Raw genomic sequence first — 23,285 nt, forward strand, 5'->3', positions numbered from 1 at the left:
GGATCGAAAAATGCTCTAAGCTTTTGATTTAGAGCCCTTTTCACCCGACCCTGATGAAGCCATCAGGTCGGAAAGGGCTCTAGACCCGGCCCGTCGCCACCGACCAGGTGAGGCGGGCCTTTTTCTCCAGCTCACCCGGGTCGCGTTCCCGGGCATAGGGACCGGCCAGGGCCGCCGTTGCAATCGCCGGGAAGGCGGCGACGGGCAGGCCCCTCACCTCGCGGCGAGCGGCTTTCAGCTGCTCTGCCACCCGCCGGGCCAGGTCAACCGGCGTCCACGCGTCCGGCAGGCGCGACCGTCCCGCCTGTTTCAATCGCCATAGACCGGCCAGGCCATAGGCACGGGCCGCGCCCTTGACGGCGTGCGGGTCGGCGGACACATCCAGCCGCCGGGCGGCCAGCACGGCCAGGGCTCCGGCGGTGGCGTCGATATAGGCAAGCACCCTGCCCTCGTCTTCCGGCGGGACCTCGTCAAGATCGGCGAACCGGGCCTCTGCCATGGCGGCCAAGGCCAGGGGGTCGATGCCCGAGGCCGCGAGGGCCTCGACATTGGGATGCTTGCGCGGGGCCTTGCCGGCCGCGAGCTCATCCATGGCCTCACGCCACCAGGTCAGGCGGATCTCGCCCATCAGGGCGTTGGAGACCCCGCCGGCCACCCGGGCAAGTTCGTAGTTGAACGCATAGAGCGCGATCACATCGGCCCGCGCCGCCGGATCGGCGATGAAGCGGCTGGCCAGCCAGCGGTCGGGATCGACGCGGCGGACGAGATCGTCGAGGGTTTCGGTGTCGGCCATGGGTCTTCAAACGAGAAAGGGCCCGCCGATTCCCCGGCGGGCCCTCCCCTTACACGATTTTGGTCGGGGTCTAGCCGAACAGCGTCTGGTTCATCGTCATGGTGGCCAGCATCGGGATGCTGAGCAGGGTGTTGGTGCGCGAGAACAGCATGGCCAGTCGGGCCGACTTGGCCTTGGCGTCGGCATCGGCCTCGACGATGCCGAGCGCGATCTTCTGGTTGGGCCAGATGAACACCCAGACATTGAAGAACATCACGGTCGCCAGCCACATGCCCACGCCGATAAAGGTGTAGCGCGCGTCGACCTCGGGCGAGTAACCGCCGGCCAAGCCCAGGGTCGCGGCCTCGAACAGATAGTTGCGGCTCATGGCGAGGATCACGCCCATGACCCAGGTGGCCAGGGCTGCCCAGCGGAACCAGAACAGGGCTTCAGGCGCGATGTACTTGCTGACCGCCGGCTTCAGCTCGGCCGGGATCTGCGGCATGACGCGGATCTGCACGAAGTTGAAATAGTAAAGCAGCCCGATCCACAGGATGCCGAAGAACACGTGCATGAAGCGGAACACTGCTTCGAAGAAGACCAGGCCGCCACCGGCATGCATGTAGTAGCCAACGGCCATCACGACTGACAGCAGGACGCTGACGATGATGGTGTTGCGGAAGTTCGCGAGAAGTCCGGACATCCAAGTTCCCCCTAAGAACCCAAGAAATTTGACGGCAAGCTATAGGCCGGATCGAAGAGTCGGGCAAAGCCCGGAAAACAACGCTTTCTAGACGGCGATCAGGGCCGCCGCCAGCCGCCGGCCTTCGCTGGCCAGGACATTATAGGTTCGGGCCGCCGCCTCGGTGCTCATGAACTCGAGGCCGATACCCGCCGCCTTCAGGGCATCGCGGACATCACGGGGCGGCAGGGCATTGACCAGCCCCCCGCCCAGCAGCACGAACTCGACCGCGCCGCCGGCAGCGAAGACCTCGACGAAGTCGTCGGGGGTCAGGGCCGCCAGGGCCGAGGCCGACCAGGCCCGCGGCTTGTCATCGATGACCAGCAGTGAGCCCGGATGCCAGAGGCCGGAGACGCGGAAGCCGCCGCCGCCCCAGGCGTCGATCGAGGGCGGACGGCGCGGTTCAGCCATGATCAGGGACGCGAGGCCGCGCCGAGCTTGATCGGCGTCGCCTCTTCGTCGCCGCGCTTGACGCCCCACAGCAGGATGATCGGCGCACCGACATAGATCGACGAATAGGTGCCGACGGCGATGCCGAAGATCATCACGACCGAGAAGCCAAACAGCGCCTCGCCGCCGAACACCGCCAGACCCGCCAGGGCCATGATGGCCGTGACGCCGGTGATGATGGTGCGCGACAGGGTTTCATTGATCGAAAGGTCAATCACCTCGCCGAGCGGCATCTTCTTGTACTTGCGCAGGTTTTCGCGCAGGCGGTCGAACACGACGACGGTGTCGTTCATCGAGTAGCCGATCACGGTCAGCAGGGCCGCGACCGTATTGAGGCTGAACTCGATCTTGAACAGCACGATGAAGCCGAAGGTCAGGATCAGGTCGTGCAGAAGACCCGCAACCGCGCCAAGGCCAAACTGCGGCTCGAAGCGGAACCAGATGTAGAGGAACATCAGGCCGATCGCGAGTGCCAGGGCAATGATACCACTGCGGAACAGTTCGCCCGAAACCTTGGGGCCGACCGCAGAGGGATTGATGAACTGCACAGGGTCGCCCAGTGACTGGCGCAGGGCGTTCTTGGCATTGGTCAGGGTGACGCCGGCGTCGCCGCCTGCCGGGGTCTGGAACCGCACCAGGGCGCGGTCGACGGCACCGAAGGCCTGCACCTGAACATCGCCCAGGCCCTGGGCTTCAAGCGTAGAGCGCACCTTGGCCAGATCGACCGCGCGGGGCGCAGTCGAGACTTCCATGACGGAACCGCCCTTGAAGTCGATGCCCAGGTTCAGCCCGGGCTTGAAGACGCCGATCAGGGAGGCGACCACCAGGACCGCGCTGATCAGCGCCATCAGGCGTGCGAACTTGACGAAGGTGAAGTTGGTTTTCTGCGGGAGCAGCTTGATCAGGGGCCAGGCCATGGGTGCGCTCACTCAGATCGGAAGTTTCTTGGGGCGGGCGGCGCGGAACCACCAGCCGATGAGAAGCTGGCTGACCAGCACGGCGGTGAACACCGAGGTGAACACGCCGATCGACAGGGTCCAGGCAAAGCCGCGAACCGGGCCGGCACCGAAGGCAAACATGATGCCTGCCGCCACCAGGGTGGTGACATTGGCGTCGATGATCGTGCTCATGGCGCGAGAGAAGCCGGCGTCGGCGGCCATGATTGCCGATCTGCCGGCCCGGGCCTCGTCGCGCATCCGCTCATAGATCAGCACGTTGGCGTCCACGGCCACCGCCAGGGTCAGGATCAGGCCGGCGATGCCGGGAAGGGTCAGGGTGGCCTGGGTGATCGACATGGCCGCCACGATCATCGTGCAGTTGATCACCAGGGCGATGACCGAGATGCCGCCAAACAGCAGGCCATAGGACAGCAGCATGAACACGACGATGGTGATGAAGGCCACCAGGGTGGAGATTGCCCCGGCCTTGACGGCGTCGGCTCCCAGTTCGGCGCCGACCGTGCGCTGTTCTTCAACGTTCAGCGGCGCAGGCAGAGCGCCCGACCGCAGCAGCAGGGCCAGTTCCGAAGCGCTCTCGGGCGTGAAATTGCCGGTGATGATCCCGGAACCACCCGTGATGGCACCATTGATGACCGGTGCCGAGATGATCTTGGCGTCCAGGACGATGGCGAACTTCTTGCCGATGTTCCGGGCCGTGGCATCGCCGAACTTGCGTGCGCCCTGGCCGTTGAAATTGAACGAGACGACCGGATTGCCGCTCTGGGAATCGAAGGTCTGGCGAGAATCGGTCAGTTCGTCGCCCGACACAACGGCCCGCTTGCGCACGACATAGGCCGGAACATAGCCGTCCTCGCTGGGCAGCATTTCGGAACCCGGCGGGATGCGGCCGGCCGCCATGTCCTCGGGGGTGACGCTCTCGTCGACCATCTGGAAGGTCAGCTTGGCGGTCTTGCCGATAACGGCCTTCAGCTTTTCAGGATCGCTTTCGCCGGCCGCCTGGATGACGATCCGGTCGAGGCCCTGACGGGTGATGGTCGGCTCCTTGGTGCCCAGGCTGTCGATGCGGCGACGGATGGTCTCGATCGACTGCTCCACAGCCATGGCCGCGTCGGCCTTGGCCGCCTCGGGTACGAAGCTGATCTCCAGCTGCTGGTTGTCGCGCGTGGCGACAGAGACGTCGCGACCACCGATCGCGCCGACGAGGGGCGACCCCACCGACTGCCGCAGCAGGTTGGCGGCTTCATCGACCTTGGCGGCGTCGGTAATGCGCACGCTGATCACGCCGCCGGCTTCGCGCAGGTCGCCAAAGGCAATCTGCTCGCCCCGCAGGCTGGTGCGAACGTCTTCGACCAGATTGGTCAGGCGTTCGCGACGCAGCGCGGCCGTGTCGACCTCCATCAGCAGATAGGAGCCGCCCTGGAGATCGAGACCCAGGTTGAGCTTCTGCTTGGGAACCCAGCCGGGCAGAGCGTCGAGCGTTCTTTGCGGCAGAATGTTCGGCAGGGTGAAGACAAGGCCGAAGATCACCGACAGGGTGACGACGATGATCTTCCAGCGGGACAGTGTCAGCATGGATTAAAGGCTCTGGACGACGCCTTGCGGCGTCTGTGGTCGGCGGACGATCTAGGTGATCAGCTCTTGGGGTCGTTGGCCGGGGCGGGTTCGCCCTTGGCACGGACTTCGGTGATCATGCCCTTGACCACCTTGACGGTGACGCCCTGAGCGATCTCGAGGCCGACTTCCTTGTCCTCGACCCGCACGATCTTGCCCAGCACGCCGCTGGACAGAACGACATTGTCGCCGCGCTTCAGATTGGACAGCATCAGCTGATGTTCCTTGGCCCGCTTCTGTTGCGGACGGATCAGCATGAAATAGAACAGCACCACCATCAGGAGGATGGGGGCAATTTGCATAAGCTGCGCGCTCAGGCCACCGGACATAACGTCTCCAAGAATTTCTGCGGTCGGGACCCCCATATAGGGTCTCGCCAAGTCGGCGGAAGCTATGCGTTCACCTGCTGTTTTGCAATGACGGCGCGGCAAGGTTAGGACCGGCCCATGATCGATGCCCAAAATGCCCTGCTCGCCCGGATCGCCGACGCCCTCGAACGGCTGGCACCGGCCGCGAAAACCCCGCCGGATTTCAGCGGCGGACGCCTTTTTCGGCATGACTGCGCGCGTGACGCCTTCGTCGCCGCCCCGGACTATCCGATGGCCCTGGATCTGCTGGTCGGGGTCGAGCGGCAGAAGGACCGGTTCGTCGAGAACCTGAACCGCTTCGCCACCGGCCTGCCGTGCAACCACGTTTTGTTGTGGGGCGTGCGCGGTACAGGCAAGAGCTCGCTGACCAAGGCCGCCTTCATGGCGGTCTGCCGGGATCACGCCGATCTGAAACTGATCGAGATCGATCGCGACGAAATCGCCGCTCTGCCGCCGTTGTTTGATCTGCTGCGCGTGCGGGCCGAGCGCTTTGTGGTGCTGTGCGACGACCTGTCGTTCGAGGACGGCGCGGCGGCCGCCAAGGCCCTGAAGTCGGCCCTGGAGGGCGGCGTGGCCGGCCCGCCGGAGAATGTCCTGTTCGTCGCCACCTCCAACCGCCGTCATCTGATGCCGCGCGACCATGTCGAGACCCAGGGTGCCATTGCCGCCGCCGAGAACGCTGAAGAGGAGATGAGCGTCTCTGACCGCTTCGGTCTGTGGATCGGCTTTCCGCCCATGGATCAGGCGACCTATCTGCAGGCGATCCGCGCCTATGCCGAACGCTTCGACCTGGTGGTCGAGAACCTCGACCGCAGGGCCCTGCAATGGTCGCAGCTGCGCGGCGCGCGCTCGGGCCGCGTGGCTTGGCAGTTCATCCGCGATCTGGCCGGGGAGCTGGGCAAGGGGCTGCCGGCTTAACGGCCAGGCCCTGGACATGGCCGCGCGCCCTCGCGCTTGGGCTGCGAGGGTGATGGAAAGGGTCGCGGAGCGTCCGGACGACGTCCGGATGATTGGATAGAGTAACCGTTTCGACGAAGCCGACCGCTCCGCGTCACCGTTATCCGCCAGCCTCCCGCCAGGTGGCCCTGTTGAGGCCTTACCGGGACCCGGACCCCGCCGTTTCCGGCGCGCTCCGGCGGTCGAAGAGGACGGGCTTACAGCCAGACACGCCCTTTTGCCTTCAACCACGCCGACGGCGGGCGGGTCTGGCCAGCAACCAGATCCCCGGACGCGCTTCAGTATCCCCCTGAAGCCCAATCCCGCTCGATCACCCCCCGCCGCCGCCATGGTCGCTGGCCAAGCGCCCTTTCCTCGCGACGAGGTGGGGACAGAATACGGCAGGTTTGGGCGCGTCGGATTGGCGCGATGGTTGTTTTTGCAGAGCGTTGATTTCGAACGGATTTGTTCGAAACCGAAACGGGAATTAGGGCAGTTCATCCCCGCACTTGCCCCCTACGGTTGGCTTCGCGATCGTCTTCCCCCGGAGGGGGAAGATGAAGGGCGACGATCTCATCTTCCCCCCGCAGGGGGGAGGACGACCTGCGTAGCAGGTCAGGAGGGGGCCTGCGGCGTTAGCCGGAAGGCACTTCACCCTTCGCGCCGAACGGAGCCAGCCTGAAATCTCACGGCGCGACGGAACGAAGGGGCCAGGGGACAAGTCCCGGGATCGCAAGACACCGCTCGCCGCTTGGTTTATGATCGGGCAGGAAATCAACCCGGAGAGTCCCCATGGCCAAGCCGTGGTTTCGGACAAAGTCATACGGCTTCGGCGCGGGCCTGCCGTGCAGTTGGGAAGGCTGGGTGGTGCTGGTGGCCTTCATAGCCGCAATGATCGGCCTGTCTGCCCTGCCCGCGCCCCTCGTCCAAGCGCATCCCTGGCTGACTGTCAGCCTGCATCTGGGACTGATCGCCGGCGTCGTCGTGCTGGTCTGGAAAAAGAGCGACAAGCCCTGGGGCTGGCGCTGGGGCGACGAATAGACGAACGGCCCGCCTCTTGCGAAGCGGGCCGTCCTTTATTCTAGCGCGGCAGGAGCAGGGCCGGATCGACCGGGCGAGCCTTGTCCTTGACCGTCGGCGCATAGCGCATCTCGAAGTGCAGCTGGGGCTCATTGACCCCGCCGGTCGAACCGACCGTACCGAGCTGCTGCCCCTTGACGACCTGCTGACGCATCTTGACGTCGGTCGAGCCGAGATGGGCATAGGCCGTGACCCAGCCGTCGGCATGCTTGACCAGCACCAGATTGCCGAAGGTCGGCACCTGGTTGCCGGCATAGGCGATCTCGCCATCGGCCGAGGCCACGACCGGCGCTCCGGCATTGGCGCGGATGTTCAGGCCGTCATTGCGCTGGCCGGTGCCCTTGACCCCGAAGTCGGAGATGATCTCACCCCGCAGCGGCCAGGAGAACTTGCCCTTGCCCGAGGCAATGATCTCGGCCTCGGTCGGGGCGGCGCTGCTCTCGATGATCGGGCGGGCCGGCAGCGAGGGCGGCGGATTGACCGGCAGGGCCGCGACCGGAGCGCTGGGACGCGGCGTCGCCGGGCCGGGACGGTAGGGAATCGGCGCCGACGGCGTCGTCACGGTGGATTCGCCTGTCGTCGGAGCCTGGGCCACCGTCGATCCGGCCGCCGGCCGGGTTGAGGTGGTGGTCGTCTTGATCGGGCCCTTGTCCTTGTAGCCGTCGGGCAGGACGATCTTCTGCCCCTTCTTCAGGGTGGCGGTGACCTTCAGGTCGTTCTCGGCGGCCAGGGCCTTGGGCGTGACATTGAAGCGCTTGGCGATGGCGGTCAGGGTGTCGCCGGTCTGGGCGACATAGGCCTTGGCCGTGGTGGCCGGGCCCTTGACCTTCGCACCCAGCTTCAGGGCCTTGTCGGGATTGAGGTCATTGGCCTCGGCCAGGTCGCTGACGCTCATGTCGAAGCGCCGGGCGATCGCCGTCAGGGTGTCGCCAGACTTCACCGTATAGACCTGACGCGGTCCGGCCACCGTGACCACGGCTCCCGTCACACTGGTCGTGGTCGTGGTGGTCGTGACGCTGGCCGGGGTCACCGAAGGGCTCGCCGCCGGGGTGGAAACGGGGGGCGGGGCGGCCGGGGTGGTGGTCGCAGGACGCGACGTCTCCGCCGGACGGACGGCAGGCGGCGTCGAGGCACCGGCAAGCGTCGTCACCGGGGTGCTGGACGGCGGGGCAGCGACGGCGGTCTTGGTCGGCCCCTTGTCCTTGAAGCCGTCGGGCAGAAGCAGCTTCTGGCCCTTCTTGATCGCCGCGCCGGCCTTGAGGTCGTTCTCCTCAGCCAGGGCGGCGGCCGTGACGGAAAAGCGCTTGGCGATGGCGAACATCGTGTCGCCCGACTGCACGACATAGGCCTTGGACTTCGGACCGGCCGGCCCGACGATCTTCTGGCCCAGTTTCAGGCGGTAGGGCTTCTCCAGGTCGTTGAGCTTGACCAGTTCGGCGCGGGTCGTGCCGAAGCCGCGGGCGATCGCGTCCAAGGCGTCGCCGGATTCCACGATCCGCATCTGCGGCTTGCCGGGCACGTCCACCACCGGGCCGGCCACCGTGGTCACGATGATCGGAGCAGCGGGCCGGATCTGGGCCGGAGGCGGGGGCGGCGGCGGCGGAAGCTCGGCCCGGGTCACCGGCGGTTCGCTATAGGTCGGCGGTGCCGGCTCGACCGGGATCGGCTCGCGGCGGATGACTTCCGGGGCCGACGGGCGCGTATCGAGCGGTTCGGCGGCCGGTGCCTGGGTGATGGGAAAATTGGGGGTCTGGGCCCTGGGAGCCGATCCGCCCGGCTGGCCGTCGCGCGCGGGATATTGCGGTCCCCCGGTCGACTCGCAGGCCGCGAGGGTTCCAGCCGTCAGGGCGATCACCGCCGCGCGCGTCCACAACTGCCTCATAGCCTCTCCTTTCCTCACAAGTCGTCCAGACGCCCCTGTGAGGGTAAATCAATCATTAACCGCAAGGACGCCGCACAGGCCGCGCCCCCATTCCCGCTTCACTGGTCGCGGGCCACGCCGTCGAGCAGCGGCACAAACCGCACGTCGCACAGCACCTCGACCTTGAAACCGCCCTTGCCGTCACCGGCATAGCGGCGAAGGCTCTGAACCGGCCCCTTCCCGATCGGCGCCACGAGGACACCATTGGGCTTGAGTTGGGACAAAAGGCGTTTCGGATCATCTTCGGCGGCGGCCGTGACCATAATACGGTCAAACGGCGCCTGTTCGGCCCAGCCTTCGCCACCATCCCCGAACTTGGTGATGACATTGGTCAGGCCAAGCCGGGCGAAACGCGCCTCGGCCTCCTTCATCAGGGTCCGGTAGCGCTCGATCGTATAGACCAGCCGCGAAACATGGCTGAGGACGGTAGTCTGGTAGCCCGACCCTGTGCCGATCTCGAGCACACGCGAGCGCGGCTCGATGGTCAGGGCCTGGGTCATCAGGCCGACAATATAGGGCTGGCTGATGGTCTGGCCGCAGGCGATCGGCAGGGCCGAGTCCTCCCAGGAGCGCGCCTTGAACAGATCGGGCGTGAACAGATCCCGCGGCGTCTTCTCGATGGCCGCCAAAACCTGGGGATCGGTGATGCCCTGATCGCGCAGGGCCTGCATCAGGAGGGGCAGATCGGTGGTGGGCGCGATCTTGGCCTTGCCGCTCATCCGCGCCCTCCGGCCTTGGGCGGCGCGCCGCCCAGAACCCCCTTCAGGGCGTGGACGGTTTCATTGTGCGTGAGATCGATATGGAGGGGCGTGACCGAAATCCGGCCCTCATAAACCGCCTTGAGGTCGGTGCCGTCCTTGGGCTTTGACGGCGTGGCGGTGAACCCCATCCAGTAGTAGTCGCGGCCCCGAAGGTCCGTGCGCTTGTCCCAGTGGCGCAGGTGGCCGTCGCGGAAGCCCTGGCGCGTGACCTCGACCGCCGTCACCTGTTCCGGCGGCAGGGCCGGGAAATTGACGTTCATGATCACGTCGGCGAGCCAGCCCACCTCCAGCAGGCGCTGGATGATCCCCGGACCAAAGGTCTCGGCGGTCTCCCAGTGGGCGACGACCTCATCATGAAAATAGTTCATGGCCTGGGACAGGGCGATCGAGCGGATGCCCAGGGCCATGCCCTCGATGGCACCGGCGACCGTGCCCGACAGGGTGACATCCTCGGCAATGTTCTGGCCGCGATTGACGCCCGACAGCACCAGATCCGGTGCCGGGCCCTCGATCAGCTGCTGGACGGCCATCATCACGCAGTCGGTGGGCGTGCCCTCGACGGCGAAGCGGCGATCATCCAGACGGCGCACGCGCAGCGGATCGGCCAGGGTCAGGGCCCGGCTGGCCCCCGACTGCTCGTATTCCGGCGCGCAGATCCAGATGTCGTCGCTCAGGGCACGGGCGATCTTCTCCAGCGCAACGAGGCCGGGGGCATGGATGCCGTCGTCGTTGGTGAGGAGAATGCGCATGCGGCTCAGGCCTGACCGCCGAGATGGGTGATGCCGCCCATATAGGGAACCAGCACCTCCGGAACGGTGATGACGCCGTTTTCGTCCTGATAGTTCTCCAGCACAGCCACCAGGGTGCGGCCGACGGCCAGGCCCGAACCGTTCAGGGTGTGGACGTACTGCGTGCCCTTCTCGCCGGCCTTGCGGAACCGGGCGTCCATGCGCCGGGCCTGGAAGTCGCCGCAGTTCGAGCAGGAGCTGATCTCGCGGAAAGTGTTCTGCGACGGCAGCCAGACCTCGAGGTCATAGGTCTTGCGAGCCCCGAAGCCCATGTCGCCGGTACACAGCAGCATGGTGCGGAACGGCAGCTTCAGGGCCTTCAGCACTGCTTCGGCGCAACCGACCATGCGTTCGTGCTCGGCCTCGCTCTGATCAGGCGTCGTGATCGAGACCAGCTCGACCTTGTAGAACTGGTGCTGGCGGATCATGCCGCGCGTGTCGCGACCCGAAGCGCCGGCCTCCGAGCGGAAGCTGGGCGTCAGGGCCGTCATCCGCAGGGGCAGAGCGGCCTCGTCGATGATCTGCTCGCGGACGATATTGGTCAGGGATACCTCGGCCGTGGGGATCAGCCAGTGCTCGGCTGTGGTCCGGAACAGGTCTTCAGCAAACTTCGGCAGCTGTCCGGTGCCGTAGAGCGCCTCGTCCTTGACCAGCAGCGGAGGGCTGACCTCGATATAGTCATGCTGCACCGTCTGCAGGTCGAGCATGAACTGGCCCAGCGCCCGTTCCAACCGGGCGATCTGGCCCTTGAGCACCACAAAGCGCGCACCGCTCATGCGGGCGGCGGCTTCGAAGTCCATGCCGCCCAAGGCCGCGCCCAGGTCGACGTGATCCTTCGGGGCGTTCAGGCGACCCGCGGGCAGGGTCGAGGCATCGCCCCAACGGCGGATCTCGATATTGCCCGCCTCATCCTCGCCGGGCGGCACGTCGTGGGCCGGGATGTTGGGCAGGCTGGCCAGCAGGTCCTTGAGCTGGCTCCCGGCCTCGGCTTCCAGCACGGCGGCCTCGGCCATCAGGGCCTTCAGGGTCTCAACCTCGGCCATCAGGGTCTGGGCCTGGGCCTCGTCCTTCTGGGCCTTGGCCATGCCGATGCGCTTGGAGGCCTCGTTGCGCTTGGCCTGGCTTTCCTGCAGCGCGGTCTGGGCGGCGCGCAGCTGGGCGTCCAGCCTGACCGCTTCAGCGGCCGCGCCCGACCGCCCCTTGGCCGACCAGGCGGCTTCAAAGGCTTCAAAGGCTTCAGGATTGTCGCGGATGGCCTTGATGTCGTGCATCGGAAGCGGGCTCGAGGAGTGGCTTAGAGAAGCGCCCTCTCTAAGGCGCGTCGGCTGAGGTGCCAACCTTTTCAGGGGGGCATGGCGTCACGGATTCGTCGCCAACTGCCATGTTGTCCCGAGACCACCAGCTGCGACAACAAGTCGCACCCAGAAATCACAGCGACAGATTGGCGCACCTTAAGAACAGATAGGAATACTTTCAAAAGCAGTTTTCAAGAACGTCGTTATCGCAAGGATGAATCTACCCACTATACCTTAAATAATTCACGTTAACTTTGTTTTTGAACTCCAATTTAAGGTGAAGCTGAGAAACCTAGATCCAAGTACGCAGAACCGCGTTTTCTCCCCTCAATATACAGGATGTACACCTTGAAGAAGTTCGCAGCCCTCGCCGCCATCGTCACCGTCTCGGCCGCCATCGCCGCCCCCGCCAGCGCCGCCAACCTCGTGCGCGTCTCGCTCGCCGGCAAGACCAGCGTCCAGATCAGCAACGAGATCAAGGCCGCCGCCGAAGCCGTGTGCGCCAACGAGAAGTCTGTCTCGGTCGCCGCCTGCATCGAATCCACGACCATCGACGCAAACCGCCAGCTGGCCTCGCTGCAGAAGGCCCGCACCGGTGCCACGAAGGTCGCCACGACTCAGGAAGCCGTGACCATCGTACGCGTCTCGGTGAAGGGTAAGTCGACCGACCAGATCCACGCCGAGATCCGCGCCGCCGCCGAAGCGGTCTGCAAGGCCTCCAAGGACTTCGCCAACCGCAATGAATATCAGGCCTGCGTCGGCGGCACCGTCCGCGCCGCCAAGGCCCAGCTGCAAGCCATGAACAACCAGCCCAAGCAACTGGCTGCCATGTAAGCTTGACGCTTCACGGCGCCTGAACAGGCCCCGGAAACCAGAAGGCCTCCGCTCTTTTCAGGGCGGAGGCTTTTTTGTTGGGTCATCCAGCGACTGCTCCCCGGTGGGCCCAACGCCCAGATCAATTGCGGGCCGGCGGCTCGACCAGACCTCACATCCGGATCAGCGCCCTGCCCCACGGCCGGAGGCCGGACGGTGCAATAGCGCACGGGACAAGGCCGTGAGGACGGTGGCCGCCACGGCTCGAAAACCTCGTCCTTCGACAGGTTCAGGAACAGGTTTTCGTACGCGCGGTGCAAGCGCGCCATCATTCAGGGCTTGTCAAAAGTCGAGAGCCAGCCCCGCCGAGGGATCAGGCTCGCCGCCCTCTGACCCTAGACCGGGACGATCTCGTTGCGCTTCTTCTCGTCCCGGGCCTTGCCGCGCTCAATCAGCCAGACGCACCAGATGCCGATCTCGTAGAGAAGGCACATCGGGATGGCCAGGGTCAGTTGGCTGATCGGATCGGGCGGGGTCAGGATGGCCGCCGCGATAAACACGCCGACGATCGCATAGCGGCGGCCCTCGCGCAGGAGCTTGCTGGAAATGATCCCGGCCAGACCCAGAAGCGACACCACCACGGGCAGCTGGAAACAGAGACCAAAGGCCAGCAGCAGCGAGGTCACCAGGGTCAGATAGTCGCTGACCTTGGGCAGAAGCTGGATCGAGATGCCGGCCGTCGAGACCTGCTGGCTCAGCGAGAACCACAGCACGAACGGCAGCATGATATAATAGACCAGCGCCGCGCCGAGGGTGAACATCAGGGGCGAGGCCAGCAGGAACGGCAGGAAGGCCCCGCGCTCATTCTTGTAGAGGCCCGGCGCAACGAACCGGTAGAGCTGCCAGGCCAGGACCGGGAAGGTCAGGACCACCGCGCCGAAGCCCGCCAGCTTGATCTTGGTGAAAAAGAACTCCAGGGCCGCCGTATAGACGAGGTCGAGCGCTTTGGTCGAACCGGTCGGAATATCCTTGAGACCGACCAAGGCCAGCAGCAGGTCGAACGGACCGTGCTTGCCGCCGGAATGCTGGGCCGCCAGCAGCTGCTGGGCCACGGTGAAGGGTTTGACCAGGAACAGGAAGATCTGGTCGGCATAGGCGAAACAGACGCCGAAGCCGACAAACAGCGCGATCACACAGATGATCAGGCGCATGCGCAGCTCGACCAGATGGTCCAGCAGCGGGGCGCGCGAGGCTTCGATCTCGTCCTCGGGCTGATGTCCGATCGCTTCGGTCACGAGACGATATCCGATGCGGTTGAGCCGCCGGCCTTGACGGCCTTGCGGCGCGGGGCGCGAGCCGCCTTGGGAGCCTCGACCACGACCTCGGCCTTGGGCGCGCGCTTGCGGGGCGCGGCCTTGGCAACCGGGGCCTCAACCACAGCCTGGGCCTTGGCGGCGCGCGGCTTGCGGGGCTTGGCGGCGGTCGGCTCGGCCGCAGTCTGGGGTGGCAGGATCGAAGGTTCGCTGACGGCACCGATCGGCTGGTAGCCGGCATGGGGCGAAACCTGCACGGCCCCGCTGCTCAGACTGGCGTCGATGTCGGCAAAGACCTGGTCGACGCCGACGTCCTTGGCCTGGTCAGCCGCTTCGCGCAGGGGCGAGACATACTGGCCCGACCGCATGGCCTCGACCTCACGACGCAGGTCGTCGAGTTCGGACTGGCGAGCCATCTCGTCGAAGCTGGCGCGAAATTCTGACGCCATGCCGCGCATCTTGCCGACGAACTGACCCAGCTTGCGGAGCAGCATGGGCAGATCCTTCGGACCCACCACGATCAGGGCGACCGCAGCGATGACCAGAAGTTCCGAGCCGCCGATATCAGGAAGCATTGACGCGCCTTAGTGCGACGCGAGCCTTGGCCCGCTGTCGCGAAGTGAAGGGGACGCGCGCGGCGGGGTTCGCCCGCGCGCCCGGGGTTCTTACGACTTTTCTTTTTCGGCTTCGGTGCGCGGCAGCGCGCCGGTGGCCTTGCTGTCAGCGCTCTCGCTGCTGGTGTCGTCCTTCAGGCCGTCCTTGAAGGCGCGAATGCCCTTGGCGGCATCGCCCATGATTCCCGACAGCTTGCCACGGCCACCGAACAGCAGGGCGACGACCCCAAGCACGATCACCCAGTGAATCCAGCTCATGCTACCCATAGCGACCATGCTCCTTGCGACAGCGGCCCATTAGCCGCTGCGGCGTGTCGTTACAATCTCTCAGACAATATAGGCGTTCGCGAGGCAGGGAGCCAAGGGTCTGTCCGCCCCCGCGGCGGATCGAAGGGTTCCCGCCACTGGGGCGAGTGTTCACCGGAACCGGCACGGGTTGGCGGTGGCGATCTGAAGGTCGGGTTTGGGCGTTTGTGCTGGTGGCTCCTCACGACCATGAGCTGGCCTTGCCCTCACCCCTTGCGGGAGAGGGTGGCCCGCGAAGCGGGTCGGGTGAGGGGTCGCGCCGGCCTTTCCGATAAGGTTCTCAGCCCCTCATCCGTCAGCTTCGCTGACACCTTCTCCCACAAGGGGAGAAGGGTAGTGTTGTCCGCTCCCCACCCCGAACAGACGTTCGCAATGTCCGCATCCGGCACCGGCACCCGACCTTTGGCAGAGTCAGTGCATTCCCTCATTCAACGGCGGGAATGACGGAGGCCAAAGGGCGCTATCGCGCCTGACCTCAACCCTTCTCCAGCTCGCCCAGGAAGTCCTGGGCAAATTCCGGGGCCTCGTCGCCGTCTTCCAGCGGATCCTCGTCCTCGCCTGAGCGAAGGCCGAGCGGGTCGGGCACCGAAAAGCCCGGCGGCAGGTTCATTTCCAGCAGGCCGGCGGCCTTCATCTCGGTGATGCCCGGCAAGTCGGACAGGGTCGCCAGGCCGTAATGCTCGAGAAAGGCGTCCGTGGTGCCCAGCGTCACCGGACGACCCGGTGAGCGGCGACGGCCGCGCATCCGCACCAGGCCCAGCTCAAGCAAGACATCGATCGTGCCCCGGCTGGCCTGGACGCCGCGCACGGCCTCGATCTCGGCCCGGGTGACCGGCTGGTGATAGGCGATGATCGCCAGGGTTTCCTGGGCAGCCTTGGACAGGCGGCGCGGCTCCTCGCGCTCCTCGGTCATCAGAAAGGCCAGGTCCGTGGCGGTCTGGAAGCGCCAGCGATTGGCGACACAGACCAGCTCGATCCCCCTGCCCTCATACCGCGCCCGCAAGGCGGCGATCCCGGCCTGGATGTCGGCACCGTACGGCAGGCGCTTGGCCAGGTCGACATCGCTCAGCGGCTCGGCGGCCGCAAACAGCAGGGCCTCGATGCAGCGCTCGGTGAACTGGGGGTCGATCTGGGTCATGGCCACCCTATAACCGCTCTCCCCGGCGAAAGCCGGGGCCCAGATTCAGCCTGAGCGTCTGGGGATGATCCGCTTTGCGACCTTGCCAGGAATTGAGGCACCCTGGATTCGATCTGGGCCCCGGCTTTCGCCGGGGAGACCGGGAATTTGCAAACCCTCACTCCACGGCCTCCAGCGGTTCGGCCCGGCTCCGCAGATAGATGTCGGTGAAAGCCTCCATCTGCCGCGCCTCCAGCACGCCCTCCTTCACCAGCTCCAGCGAGGCGGCCAGGGTCGAGGCCAGGTAGGAGGCCGGCGACGGGCCGTCGTCCTCGTCCAGGGACCGCTCCACCGGAGCAACCGTCGCCAGGGTCGTCCAGTCGTCCATACGGGGCAGCAGGGTGCGCAGCCGGTCGCGGGCATCCTCCAGCGGATAGGCCGTCGGCGGTCGCGGGGCGTAGTGGCGGCTGTGCTCTTTCTTGCGCTGGGTGATGTAGGCGCTCATCAGGCCATAGAGGTCGCCCTCCAGTCGCGTCGAGGAGACGATCTTCACCGCCTCGGGATCGCCGCGCATGAAGACATCGCGCTTGAGCAGAGGGCGCTCCTTCAGGGCCTCGACGGCCTTGCGCATGACATCGAGCTTGGCGAGCCGGAACGCCAGTTGCGCGGCCATCTCCTCGGCCGGCGGCTCTTCGGTTCTGGCCCGTTCGGGCTTGGGCAAAAGCAGGCGGGATTTCAGATAGGCCAGCCAGGCGGCCATCACCAGATAGTCGGCCGCCAGCGAGAACCGCACGCGCCGCGCCTGCTGGACAAAGGCCAGATACTGCTCGGCCAGGCGGGTGATGGACAGTTGCAGAAGGTCGACCTTCTGGCTGCGGGCCAGGGCCAGCAGCACATGCAGGGGGCCTTCGAAGCCGTCGATGTCGATGACCAGCGCCGCGCCGTCCTCGGCCGCCTCGTTGGCGGCTTCAAAGTCGAGCGTGGGCTGGAAGCCCGTCGTCACGCAAAGCGTCCATTGAAGGCCGCGTCAAACCGCGCGCGGGCCTCGGCGGCATCCAGCGGCTCGACCACCTTGACGATCCGGCTCATCACGGCCTGGGACCGGCGGCGGGCCTCCTTGGACAGGCCGCCGACGCCGGACATCACGGCCTTCATCTCGTCCATGTCGCCATTGCAGTGCAGGACCACATCGCAACCGGCCACCAGACTGTCCTTGGCCCTTTGCCGGAAGTCGCCCGAAAGGGCCTTCATCGACAGGTCATCGCTCATCAGAAGTCCGTCGAAGCCGAGGGATTCACGGATGATTTTCTTGATGGCCTTCTTCGAGGTCGTGGCCGGGCGCTTGCGGTCGATGGCCGAGTAGACGACATGGGCGGTCATCGCCATCGGCATGTCGGACAGCACCCGGAACGGGGCGAAATCGCGGGCGTCAAGCTCGGCCAGCTTGGCCTTGACCACCGGCAGTTCCAGATGGCTGTCGCTCATGGCGCGGCCATGGCCGGGAATGTGCTTGATGATCGGCAGGACGCCGCCGGCCAGCAGGCCCTCGGCAGCGGCGCGACCGAGGCTGGCCACCTGCTCGGGCGTGTCGCCATAGGCGCGGTCGCCGATGATCTCGTGGCCCTTGGGGTCGGGCACATCCAGGACCGGCACGCAGTCGACATTGACGCCGATGGCCCGCAGGTCATGGGCGATCAAGCGCGCGCCCAGGCGGGTGATCTCCCGGGCCACCAGGGGATCATTGGCCACCAGCTCGCCATAGGCACGGCCGGGCGGATAGGTTTTCCAGTGGGGCGGCTGCAGGCGGGCGACCCGGCCGCCCTCCTGGTCGATCAGGATCGGCGCGTCAGGCCGGCCCACCGTGTCGCGCAGGGCCTGGGTCAGGGCCAGGGTCTGTTCAGGCGTATCGATATTGCGCCGGAACAGGATGAAGCCCCAGGGCTTCACGTCCCGGAAAAAAGCGACTTCATCGGCCGTCAGGGTCGTCCCGGCGCAGCCGAGGATCGCAGCGGAGGTGCTCAAGCGTCTGGCCCTACTTCACGAAGCAGGACTTGCCCGCGGCCGAGATGGCGTCGCAGAAGGCCTTGGCGGCCTCGCGGCTGGCAAAACCCGTCACCGAGGTGCGGTAGAGGGTCGTGCCGTTCTTGTCGATCGCCTCGACCTTCTTGCCCTTGCCGGCGGCCAGACCCGGGGCCAGGCGGGCAGCCTCGCTCCAGGCCTTGTCGGCCAGGGCGGGCGACGACAGGGCACCGATCTGGACCATGGCCGCACCGCCGGCCGCACTGGCCGGCTTGGGGGCCGCGGCCGTGGGCGTAGCGACCACGACCGGCTTGGCGGCGACCGGCTTGGGTGCCGGCGCAATGGCGGCAGTCGCCAGGGTCTCGATGGTCGGGGCCGGCGCGGGCTTGGCAGCAGGCTTCAGCGCGGCGGGTTTCGGCGCGGCGGTCTCGACCGGGGTAGCCTCAACCGGCGCGGTCGGACGCGGCAGCGGGGTCTCGGGCTGGGCGGCGAAGGTGGGCGAGGGCTGGTTCTCTTCGTTGCGATAGATCTGCAGGCCGGCGGCCGGATCCGTGGGCTGGCTGCCGGCGGCCGGCGGCGTCTTGACCTCGGCGACCTGCGAACCGACCGTGCGCGGCGGCTCGTTGGGACCGCGAACCCCGCCGCGATAGATCAGTACCACCGCCACCACCAGGGTCAGTAGCACGACCGCGCTGATGATCAGGGTCATGGGCAGGGGACGGGATCCGCGCACCGGCTGACGCGCATCGAACGACAGCGGCGCATCGGTCGGCGGCGTATAGGCGCCGCGGTGGGGATCAGACATCGCGATTAGGCTCCAGACTTGTACGCACGCGGCTCGGCCCGCCGAATCACGCGTGGGCGAACCTAGTTTACCGAAGGCGCAAGCCGGCCATAACCGCCTGAGCCATCACGTTTTCATGGAAACGCCCATTCCCTCCTCAGATAGGGGGGACGGCGTTCGTTGCGCCGAGCCTAGTTCCAGACGTCGAGTTGGAACAGCTTCCTGTGTTCCTCGATGGCGAAGCGGTCGGTCATGCCGGCGATATAGTCGCAGACCACCCGGGCGCGCCCGGCCTCGTCGCGGTTCTGTGACTTCTCGAACCAGACCGACGGCAGGACGTCCGGCTCGGCCAGAAACAGCGTGAACATCTCGGCGAGAATCCGGCGCGCCTGGCTGCGGGTGCGATTGACCCGCCAGTGGCGGTACATGCGGGCGTGCAGGAACTGCCGCAGGCGGGCCAGATCCTCGGCCATGTCCGGCGAAAAGGCCACCAGGGCATGGTCCAGCGCCCGCACTTCATCGGCGGACTGCACGCCGGTGGCGGCCGCCCTTTGCAGGGTCTCGCCCATGACGTCATCGACCATGGCCCCGATCATGCGGCGCACGGCCTCCAGGCGGGTCAGTCGCGCGTCCAGGTCCGGCCGCTCGCTCTTCACCGCAAACAGGATCGGCCCGATCAGCGGCACGTCCAGCAGTTCGTCGAGGCCAAACAGCCCCGCCTCGACCCCGTCATCGACGTCGTGGTTGTTGTAGGCGATGTCGTCGGCCAGGGCGGCGACCTGGGCCTCGGCCGAGGCCCAGGTGCCCAGGCCCAGATTGTATTCGTTGTCGTACTTGGAAATGGCCTTCCACGAGGGCTTGCCCAGCTTCTCGGTCACCGGGCCGTTGTGCTTGATGATCCCCTCGAGGGTTTCCCAGGTCAGGTTCAGGCCCAGAAAGTCCGGATAGCGGTGCTCGAGTTCGGTCACCACCCGGAAGGTCTGAACGTTGTGATCAAAGCCGCCATAGGGCTTCATCTTGTCCTGCAGCTCGTCCTCGCCGGCATGGCCAAAGGGCGGGTGGCCGATATCGTGGCCCAGGGCGATGGTCTCGGCGAGATCGGAGTCGAGGCCCAGGGCCGTGGCCAGCGAACGCGCCACCTGGGCGACTTCCAGCGAATGGGTCAGGCGAGTGCGGAAATTGTCGCCCTCATGGGCCACGAAGACCTGGGTCTTTTCCTTGAGCCGGCGAAAGGCCGAGGTGTGGATGATCCGGTCCCGGTCACGGGCGAACGGCGTACGTGTCCGGCTCTCGTCCTCCTTGAACCGACGCCCCCGCGACCGGGTCGGATCCTCGGCATAGGGCGCGCGCGCGACAAGGTAGGGAGAAGACGTCATGAACAACTCTTGGACCGCATCAGGGCTTTCACCCCTTCCGTTGGGGCGATGATATCCTCATATAGGTCAAGGATGAGTTTTCCACAGCCATGACCGACACAGCCGTAACCCTTTCGCCCAACGCCGCGCGCCGCATTCACGCCATCGGACAGACCGAGGGACGCCCCGTCATGCTGCGCGTCGCGGTCGACGGCGGCGGCTGCTCCGGTTTTCAGTACCGTTTCGATCTGGTTGAAGCCGCCGAGGCCGATGACCTGAAGATCGAACGCGACGGGGCCGCGGCCCTGGTCGATGTGATCTCCCTGGCCCTGCTCAAGGGTTCGGAGATCGACTTTGTCGATGAACTGGCCGGCGCGGAGTTCCGGGTCCGCAACCCCAACGCCAAGTCCAGCTGCGGCTGCGGCGTCAGCTTCTCGATCTAGAGCGCGCTTTCCGACGAAGTGGATACGGGCTGTTCGGCGAGAAAGCGCGCCACTATAGCCGCCGTAGGGCCGCAGGCTCTACGAGGGCACGAACTGCAGGACGGTCAGGGCCAGCCCGCCCCAGGCGACGGGCGCGGCCATCGCCGCCCAGGCCTCGGTATGTTTGCCCTTGCGCCACTGCATCCAGCCGACCAGCGGGGCCAGCATGCAAACGGCCCAGAACAGGGCTCCCAGGCCGAAGCCCAGCCAGGCCACCGGATTGCCCAGATTGCCCGGACCATCGAAGACCAGGGGCGAGAACACCGCCAGAATGGCACCGATCAGGGCGGCCAACGCCCATACGAACGTGATCAGGGCCAGCAGGATCTGCTGTCCCTTTTCCGAAATCCTGAACCCTGTCTTGAGCGCTCGCGTCATGCGCCCTAGCCTCCGCGCGCCCACTGGAGCCGTCAATGCGTATCGCCACCTGGAATGTGAATTCTGTCAATGCTCGCCTCGAAGGGGTTCTCGCCTGGTTCGAATCCCAGGCTCCGGACGTCGCGGTCCTGCAGGAAATCAAGTGCATCGACGAGAAGTTCCCGACCGAAGCCTTTGAAAGGCTGGGCTATAATGTCGCAGTCCACGGTCAGAAGACCTATAATGGCGTCGCCCTGCTGTCGAAGTTCCCGCTGGAGGATGTCCGGCGCGGCCTGCCGTTCCTGCAGGAGGACGAAACCGACGAGCAGTCTCGCTATATCGAGGCCGTGATCGCCGCCCCGACCCCGGTGCGGGTCTGCGGTCTCTATCTGCCCAACGGCAATCCGCTCGGGACCGAGAAGTTTGCCTATAAGCTGGCCTGGATGCGTCGACTGCACAGCCACGCCAAGAGCCTGCTGGCCCTCGAGGAGCCCCTGGTCATCCTGGGCGACTACAATGTCATTCCCGAGGTCGAGGATGTCGCCATTCCCGAGGCCTGGACCGGCGACGCCCTGTTCCAGCCCGAAAGCCGGGCCGCCTTCCGGGCGCTGAAGAATCTGGGCCTGACCGACGCCTATATGCAGGCCGACGGGGCACCCGGCGGCTATACCTTCTGGGACTATCAGGCCGGGGCCTGGCCCCGGAACCTGGGCATCCGCATCGACCACATCCTGCTGTCGCCCCAGGCCAGCGATCACTTGGTCGAGGTGGTGATCCACCGTGACGAGCGCGACAAGGAAAAGCCGTCGGACCACGTCCCGGTGGTCGCCGAACTGAGGCTTTAGCGGCCGGCCTCTCCCCCCTGTCGCGAATCCGGGATTCCGACTAGCTTCGACAGCCATGAGCGAACTTGCCCGCCTCCTGCTGTTTGTGGCCATCGCCGGATCGGCGGTGACCTTCCTCGGCAGCGCGGCGATCTGGTTCATGGACGACGACCGGCGGATCCGCCGGGCCCTGCGCTACGTGCTGAAGGGCGAACCCGAAGTGCTGATCCTGGCCCATGGCCGCGGTCGGGGGGCGGGTTTTTCCTTTGCCACCGGACTGGCGGCGGTCGCCTGGGACAGTGGCACCTGGTGCCTGATCTATCGCATCGACGAGCTGATGGGGGCCGAACTGCTGGTGGACGGCCAGGTGGTCGGACGGGTGTTCCGGGGCGAGACCCGCCGGGCCGTCGACCAGGTGGCCCCTCAGTCCGTACATGTCGTGACCCTGCGGCTGGTCTTCGACGATCCGCGCTACCCGGACTTTGATCTCGACCTCTGGACCCCGGGCGACGAGCAGCGGCGGGAAAGCCGGTCGCCGGCCGACGCCATGCAGGAAGCCAATCGCTGGCTCGCCCGCTGTGAGGCCATCGTCCGTCGCCCCAAACCGCCCCGCCCGGTGCCTGCGCCCCCGCCGGAGCCCCTGCCCGCGCCCTCCCCGATGCTTGCGCCGGCTCCTGAACCTCCGGCCGCAGCGCGGCCGCCCCGGCCCGAGCCGGACCCCGAGCCCGTCCGCCGCACGCCGCCGCCTCCCGCGCCTCCCGCTTCAGCGTCGCCCCCGCCGTCACCGGAACCGGTGTTCAATTTCGATGAGGACGACGACGAACCCAGCTTTGATCTCGACGAGCCCCCCTGGGAGATCGATCCTTCTCCGCCCCTGAAACCGACCTACAGGCCAGTCTCAAAGGCCAAGCGGGATCCCAGGTCTTCCCAGAGCGAATTGCCGTTCGATCTGGACGAGTACTGAACCGCTCAGGACCTCTGGCGGGTTTCCCAGACCATCCAGGCCGCCACAACAACCAGGGCGAAGGCCAGTCCGCGCGAGATCCAGACCTGCCCGCGCGCCCGGTCCAGCAGGCTGGCGGCGCGATCAGCGCCGAGAACGATCCCGCCATGGATCCCGACGCTGATGGCGATGTGGACCAGGCCCAGGATCAGAACCTGGGTCGTCGGCGGCGCGTGATCCGCCTTGATGAACCCCGGCAGCAGGGTGACATAGAACAGGGCCGCCTTGGGATTGAGCAGATTGGCCAGAAGGCCGCGCCGGAACAGCACCCAGCGCGAGGGTTGGCGGACATCGGCGGCCTCGGCATCACTGGCGGACCGCCAGGCGTCATAGGCCATCCACAGCAGGTAGGCGACCCCGGCCCAGCGCAGAACCTCATAGAGCGGCCGATAGCGCAGGAAGACTTCGGTCAGGCCGAACACCGCCGCCAGCATGTAGACAGACAGGCCGCAGGTGACCCCGGCTACGGCCATCAGGCCCGCGCGTCGGCCATGGGCCGCCGACAGCGCCGCCAGATAGGCCATGTTGGGCCCCGGCGTCAGTTCGATCAGGATGATCGCGGCCAGAAAGGGCGCGATCATCCCGGGATCAACAGGCCAGGCCGCGTGAGGCATG

General features: G+C 66.3%; 26 protein-coding genes. 6 read left to right on the forward strand and 20 right to left on the reverse strand.

All coding sequences use genetic code 11. From position 1 onward, the window contains the following. Nucleotides 1-79: 79 nt before the first annotated feature. The 6 genes from AQ619_RS11245 to yajC form a co-directional block, all read right to left on the reverse strand. Nucleotides 80-793: a squalene/phytoene synthase family protein gene (locus AQ619_RS11245; protein WP_062147365.1), complete on the reverse strand. Its 714-nt coding sequence runs from the start codon at nt 791-793 to the stop codon at nt 80-82. 70 nt (nt 794-863) lie between these two features. Continuing rightward, complete coding sequence (locus AQ619_RS11250; RefSeq protein WP_062147366.1) at nt 864-1,475, reverse strand: urate hydroxylase PuuD; 612 nt, start codon at nt 1,473-1,475, stop codon at nt 864-866. 87 nt (nt 1,476-1,562) lie between these two features. Beyond that, on the reverse strand, nt 1,563-1,925 hold the full coding sequence (locus AQ619_RS11255) for an Mth938-like domain-containing protein (protein ID WP_062147367.1): 363 nt from the start codon (nt 1,923-1,925) through the stop codon (nt 1,563-1,565). Between the two features lie 2 nt (nt 1,926-1,927). Next, nucleotides 1,928-2,893 carry a protein translocase subunit SecF gene (gene secF, locus AQ619_RS19360; RefSeq protein ID WP_236849460.1) on the reverse strand — a complete coding sequence of 322 codons (966 nt, stop codon included), beginning with the start codon at nt 2,891-2,893 and terminating at the stop codon, nt 1,928-1,930. Further along, on the reverse strand, nt 2,894-4,495 hold the full coding sequence (gene secD / locus AQ619_RS19365; protein ID WP_062147373.1) for a protein translocase subunit SecD: 1,602 nt from the start codon (nt 4,493-4,495) through the stop codon (nt 2,894-2,896). It abuts the gene before it with no gap. Nucleotides 4,496-4,554: 59 nt separating this feature from the next. After that, nucleotides 4,555-4,863: a preprotein translocase subunit YajC gene (gene yajC / locus AQ619_RS11270; RefSeq protein ID WP_084745932.1), complete on the reverse strand. Its 309-nt coding sequence runs from the start codon at nt 4,861-4,863 to the stop codon at nt 4,555-4,557. Nucleotides 4,864-4,980: 117 nt separating this feature from the next. Between yajC and AQ619_RS11275 the strand changes: the two genes are divergently transcribed. Continuing rightward, on the forward strand, nt 4,981-5,820 hold the full coding sequence (locus AQ619_RS11275) for an ATP-binding protein (RefSeq protein WP_062147379.1): 840 nt from the start codon (nt 4,981-4,983) through the stop codon (nt 5,818-5,820). An 810-nt stretch (nt 5,821-6,630) separates the two neighbouring features. After that, nucleotides 6,631-6,879 (forward strand): hypothetical protein, encoded by a 249-nt coding sequence (locus AQ619_RS11280; protein WP_062147382.1) that lies wholly within the window; start codon nt 6,631-6,633, stop codon nt 6,877-6,879. 40 nt (nt 6,880-6,919) lie between these two features. On the opposite strand, the gene dipM is transcribed toward AQ619_RS11280, so the two are convergent. The 4 genes from dipM to serS form a co-directional block, all read right to left on the reverse strand. Beyond that, entirely contained in the window at nt 6,920-8,800 is a 1,881-nt protein-coding gene (gene dipM, locus AQ619_RS11285) for a cell division endopeptidase DipM (protein ID WP_062147385.1), read from the reverse strand. 98 nt (nt 8,801-8,898) lie between these two features. Beyond that, nucleotides 8,899-9,558, reverse strand: a complete 660-nt coding sequence (locus AQ619_RS11290) for a protein-L-isoaspartate(D-aspartate) O-methyltransferase (RefSeq protein ID WP_062147388.1) — start codon at nt 9,556-9,558, stop codon at nt 8,899-8,901. Then, a complete protein-coding gene (gene surE, locus AQ619_RS11295) occupies nt 9,555-10,349 on the reverse strand; it encodes a 5'/3'-nucleotidase SurE (protein WP_062147391.1) in 795 nt (264 codons plus the stop codon). The genes AQ619_RS11290 and surE overlap by 4 nt, the downstream gene beginning before the upstream one ends. Nucleotides 10,350-10,354: 5 nt before the next feature. After that, nucleotides 10,355-11,659, reverse strand: a complete 1,305-nt coding sequence (gene serS / locus AQ619_RS11300; RefSeq protein WP_062147393.1) for a serine--tRNA ligase — start codon at nt 11,657-11,659, stop codon at nt 10,355-10,357. A 363-nt stretch (nt 11,660-12,022) separates the two neighbouring features. On the opposite strand from serS, the gene AQ619_RS11305 reads away from it, so the two are divergent. Next, on the forward strand, nt 12,023-12,517 hold the full coding sequence (locus AQ619_RS11305) for a hypothetical protein (RefSeq protein WP_166504220.1): 495 nt from the start codon (nt 12,023-12,025) through the stop codon (nt 12,515-12,517). Nucleotides 12,518-12,891: 374 nt separating this feature from the next. Here the strand turns inward: AQ619_RS11305 and tatC are convergent, their stop codons facing one another. From tatC to AQ619_RS11345, 8 genes are all read right to left on the reverse strand, one after another. Then, on the reverse strand, nt 12,892-13,791 hold the full coding sequence (tatC, locus tag AQ619_RS11310; RefSeq protein WP_062147398.1) for a twin-arginine translocase subunit TatC: 900 nt from the start codon (nt 13,789-13,791) through the stop codon (nt 12,892-12,894). After that, nucleotides 13,788-14,384, reverse strand: a complete 597-nt coding sequence (tatB, locus tag AQ619_RS11315; protein WP_062147401.1) for a Sec-independent protein translocase protein TatB — start codon at nt 14,382-14,384, stop codon at nt 13,788-13,790. The genes tatC and tatB overlap by 4 nt, the downstream gene beginning before the upstream one ends. 90 nt (nt 14,385-14,474) lie before the next feature. Continuing rightward, nucleotides 14,475-14,690, reverse strand: coding sequence for a twin-arginine translocase TatA/TatE family subunit (gene tatA, locus AQ619_RS11320; protein ID WP_062147404.1), 216 nt, complete (start codon nt 14,688-14,690; stop codon nt 14,475-14,477). Nucleotides 14,691-15,204: 514 nt separating this feature from the next. Next, nucleotides 15,205-15,867, reverse strand: coding sequence for an SMC-Scp complex subunit ScpB (gene scpB / locus AQ619_RS11325; protein WP_062147406.1), 663 nt, complete (start codon nt 15,865-15,867; stop codon nt 15,205-15,207). Nucleotides 15,868-16,024: 157 nt separating this feature from the next. Next, nucleotides 16,025-16,849: a segregation and condensation protein A gene (locus tag AQ619_RS11330; RefSeq protein ID WP_062147409.1), complete on the reverse strand. Its 825-nt coding sequence runs from the start codon at nt 16,847-16,849 to the stop codon at nt 16,025-16,027. Further along, a complete protein-coding gene (gene nagZ, locus AQ619_RS11335; RefSeq protein ID WP_062147412.1) occupies nt 16,846-17,868 on the reverse strand; it encodes a beta-N-acetylhexosaminidase in 1,023 nt (340 codons plus the stop codon). Before nagZ ends, AQ619_RS11330 begins: the two co-directional genes overlap by 4 nt. 10 nt (nt 17,869-17,878) lie before the next feature. Continuing rightward, nucleotides 17,879-18,670: a cell division protein FtsN gene (ftsN, locus tag AQ619_RS11340; protein ID WP_062147415.1), complete on the reverse strand. Its 792-nt coding sequence runs from the start codon at nt 18,668-18,670 to the stop codon at nt 17,879-17,881. A 170-nt stretch (nt 18,671-18,840) separates the two neighbouring features. After that, nucleotides 18,841-20,025 carry a deoxyguanosinetriphosphate triphosphohydrolase gene (locus AQ619_RS11345; protein WP_062147418.1) on the reverse strand — a complete coding sequence of 395 codons (1,185 nt, stop codon included), beginning with the start codon at nt 20,023-20,025 and terminating at the stop codon, nt 18,841-18,843. Between the two features lie 89 nt (nt 20,026-20,114). Here AQ619_RS11345 and erpA point away from each other — a divergent pair, with 89 nt between their 5' ends. Then, nucleotides 20,115-20,447, forward strand: coding sequence for an iron-sulfur cluster insertion protein ErpA (gene erpA / locus AQ619_RS11350; RefSeq protein ID WP_062147421.1), 333 nt, complete (start codon nt 20,115-20,117; stop codon nt 20,445-20,447). Between the two features lie 78 nt (nt 20,448-20,525). On the opposite strand, the gene AQ619_RS11355 is transcribed toward erpA, so the two are convergent. Continuing rightward, the gene (locus AQ619_RS11355) at nt 20,526-20,864 is read right to left on the reverse strand and encodes a hypothetical protein (protein ID WP_236849461.1); all 339 of its coding nucleotides are present in this window, start codon (nt 20,862-20,864) and stop codon (nt 20,526-20,528) included. A 35-nt stretch (nt 20,865-20,899) separates the two neighbouring features. Here AQ619_RS11355 and xth point away from each other — a divergent pair, with 35 nt between their 5' ends. Together xth and AQ619_RS11365 are read left to right on the forward strand one after the other, a co-directional pair. Then, complete coding sequence (xth, locus tag AQ619_RS11360; protein WP_062147427.1) at nt 20,900-21,688, forward strand: exodeoxyribonuclease III; 789 nt, start codon at nt 20,900-20,902, stop codon at nt 21,686-21,688. Nucleotides 21,689-21,743: 55 nt separating this feature from the next. Beyond that, nucleotides 21,744-22,631, forward strand: a complete 888-nt coding sequence (locus AQ619_RS11365; protein ID WP_062147430.1) for a hypothetical protein — start codon at nt 21,744-21,746, stop codon at nt 22,629-22,631. Nucleotides 22,632-22,636: 5 nt separating this feature from the next. Here AQ619_RS11365 and AQ619_RS11370 read toward each other — a convergent pair whose 3' ends face one another. Then, on the reverse strand, nt 22,637-23,284 hold the full coding sequence (locus AQ619_RS11370) for a LysE family translocator (protein WP_062147433.1): 648 nt from the start codon (nt 23,282-23,284) through the stop codon (nt 22,637-22,639). Nucleotide 23,285: the final 1 nt, after the last annotated feature.

Origin of the sequence: Caulobacter henricii, assembly GCF_001414055.1 — a bacterium.
Classification (GTDB): Bacteria; Pseudomonadota; Alphaproteobacteria; order Caulobacterales; family Caulobacteraceae; genus Caulobacter; species Caulobacter henricii.

Excerpts from the sequence above, each read along its gene's own strand:
- xth (WP_062147427.1), top strand. The coding sequence starts at position 20,900 with ATGCGTATCGCCACCTGGAATGTGAATTCTGTCAATGCTCGCCTCGAA.
- AQ619_RS11280 (WP_062147382.1), top strand. The coding sequence starts at position 6,631 with ATGGCCAAGCCGTGGTTTCGGACAAAGTCATACGGCTTCGGCGCGGGC.
- AQ619_RS11290 (WP_062147388.1), bottom strand. The coding sequence starts at position 9,558 with ATGAGCGGCAAGGCCAAGATCGCGCCCACCACCGATCTGCCCCTCCTG.
- scpB (WP_062147406.1), bottom strand. The coding sequence starts at position 15,867 with ATGACCCAGATCGACCCCCAGTTCACCGAGCGCTGCATCGAGGCCCTG.
- erpA (WP_062147421.1), top strand. The coding sequence starts at position 20,115 with ATGACCGACACAGCCGTAACCCTTTCGCCCAACGCCGCGCGCCGCATT.
- yajC (WP_084745932.1), bottom strand. The coding sequence starts at position 4,863 with ATGTCCGGTGGCCTGAGCGCGCAGCTTATGCAAATTGCCCCCATCCTC.
- dipM (WP_062147385.1), bottom strand. The coding sequence starts at position 8,800 with ATGAGGCAGTTGTGGACGCGCGCGGCGGTGATCGCCCTGACGGCTGGA.
- AQ619_RS11370 (WP_062147433.1), bottom strand. The coding sequence starts at position 23,284 with ATGCCTCACGCGGCCTGGCCTGTTGATCCCGGGATGATCGCGCCCTTT.
- AQ619_RS11255 (WP_062147367.1), bottom strand. The coding sequence starts at position 1,925 with ATGGCTGAACCGCGCCGTCCGCCCTCGATCGACGCCTGGGGCGGCGGC.
- secD (WP_062147373.1), bottom strand. The coding sequence starts at position 4,495 with ATGCTGACACTGTCCCGCTGGAAGATCATCGTCGTCACCCTGTCGGTG.
- AQ619_RS11250 (WP_062147366.1), bottom strand. The coding sequence starts at position 1,475 with ATGTCCGGACTTCTCGCGAACTTCCGCAACACCATCATCGTCAGCGTC.
- tatB (WP_062147401.1), bottom strand. The coding sequence starts at position 14,384 with ATGCTTCCTGATATCGGCGGCTCGGAACTTCTGGTCATCGCTGCGGTC.
- AQ619_RS11305 (WP_166504220.1), top strand. The coding sequence starts at position 12,023 with ATGTACACCTTGAAGAAGTTCGCAGCCCTCGCCGCCATCGTCACCGTC.
- AQ619_RS11245 (WP_062147365.1), bottom strand. The coding sequence starts at position 793 with ATGGCCGACACCGAAACCCTCGACGATCTCGTCCGCCGCGTCGATCCC.
- AQ619_RS11275 (WP_062147379.1), top strand. The coding sequence starts at position 4,981 with ATGATCGATGCCCAAAATGCCCTGCTCGCCCGGATCGCCGACGCCCTC.
- ftsN (WP_062147415.1), bottom strand. The coding sequence starts at position 18,670 with ATGTCTGATCCCCACCGCGGCGCCTATACGCCGCCGACCGATGCGCCG.
- surE (WP_062147391.1), bottom strand. The coding sequence starts at position 10,349 with ATGCGCATTCTCCTCACCAACGACGACGGCATCCATGCCCCCGGCCTC.
- AQ619_RS11345 (WP_062147418.1), bottom strand. The coding sequence starts at position 20,025 with ATGACGTCTTCTCCCTACCTTGTCGCGCGCGCGCCCTATGCCGAGGAT.
- AQ619_RS11355 (WP_236849461.1), bottom strand. The coding sequence starts at position 20,864 with ATGACGCGAGCGCTCAAGACAGGGTTCAGGATTTCGGAAAAGGGACAG.
- serS (WP_062147393.1), bottom strand. The coding sequence starts at position 11,659 with ATGCACGACATCAAGGCCATCCGCGACAATCCTGAAGCCTTTGAAGCC.
- AQ619_RS11365 (WP_062147430.1), top strand. The coding sequence starts at position 21,744 with ATGAGCGAACTTGCCCGCCTCCTGCTGTTTGTGGCCATCGCCGGATCG.
- tatA (WP_062147404.1), bottom strand. The coding sequence starts at position 14,690 with ATGGGTAGCATGAGCTGGATTCACTGGGTGATCGTGCTTGGGGTCGTC.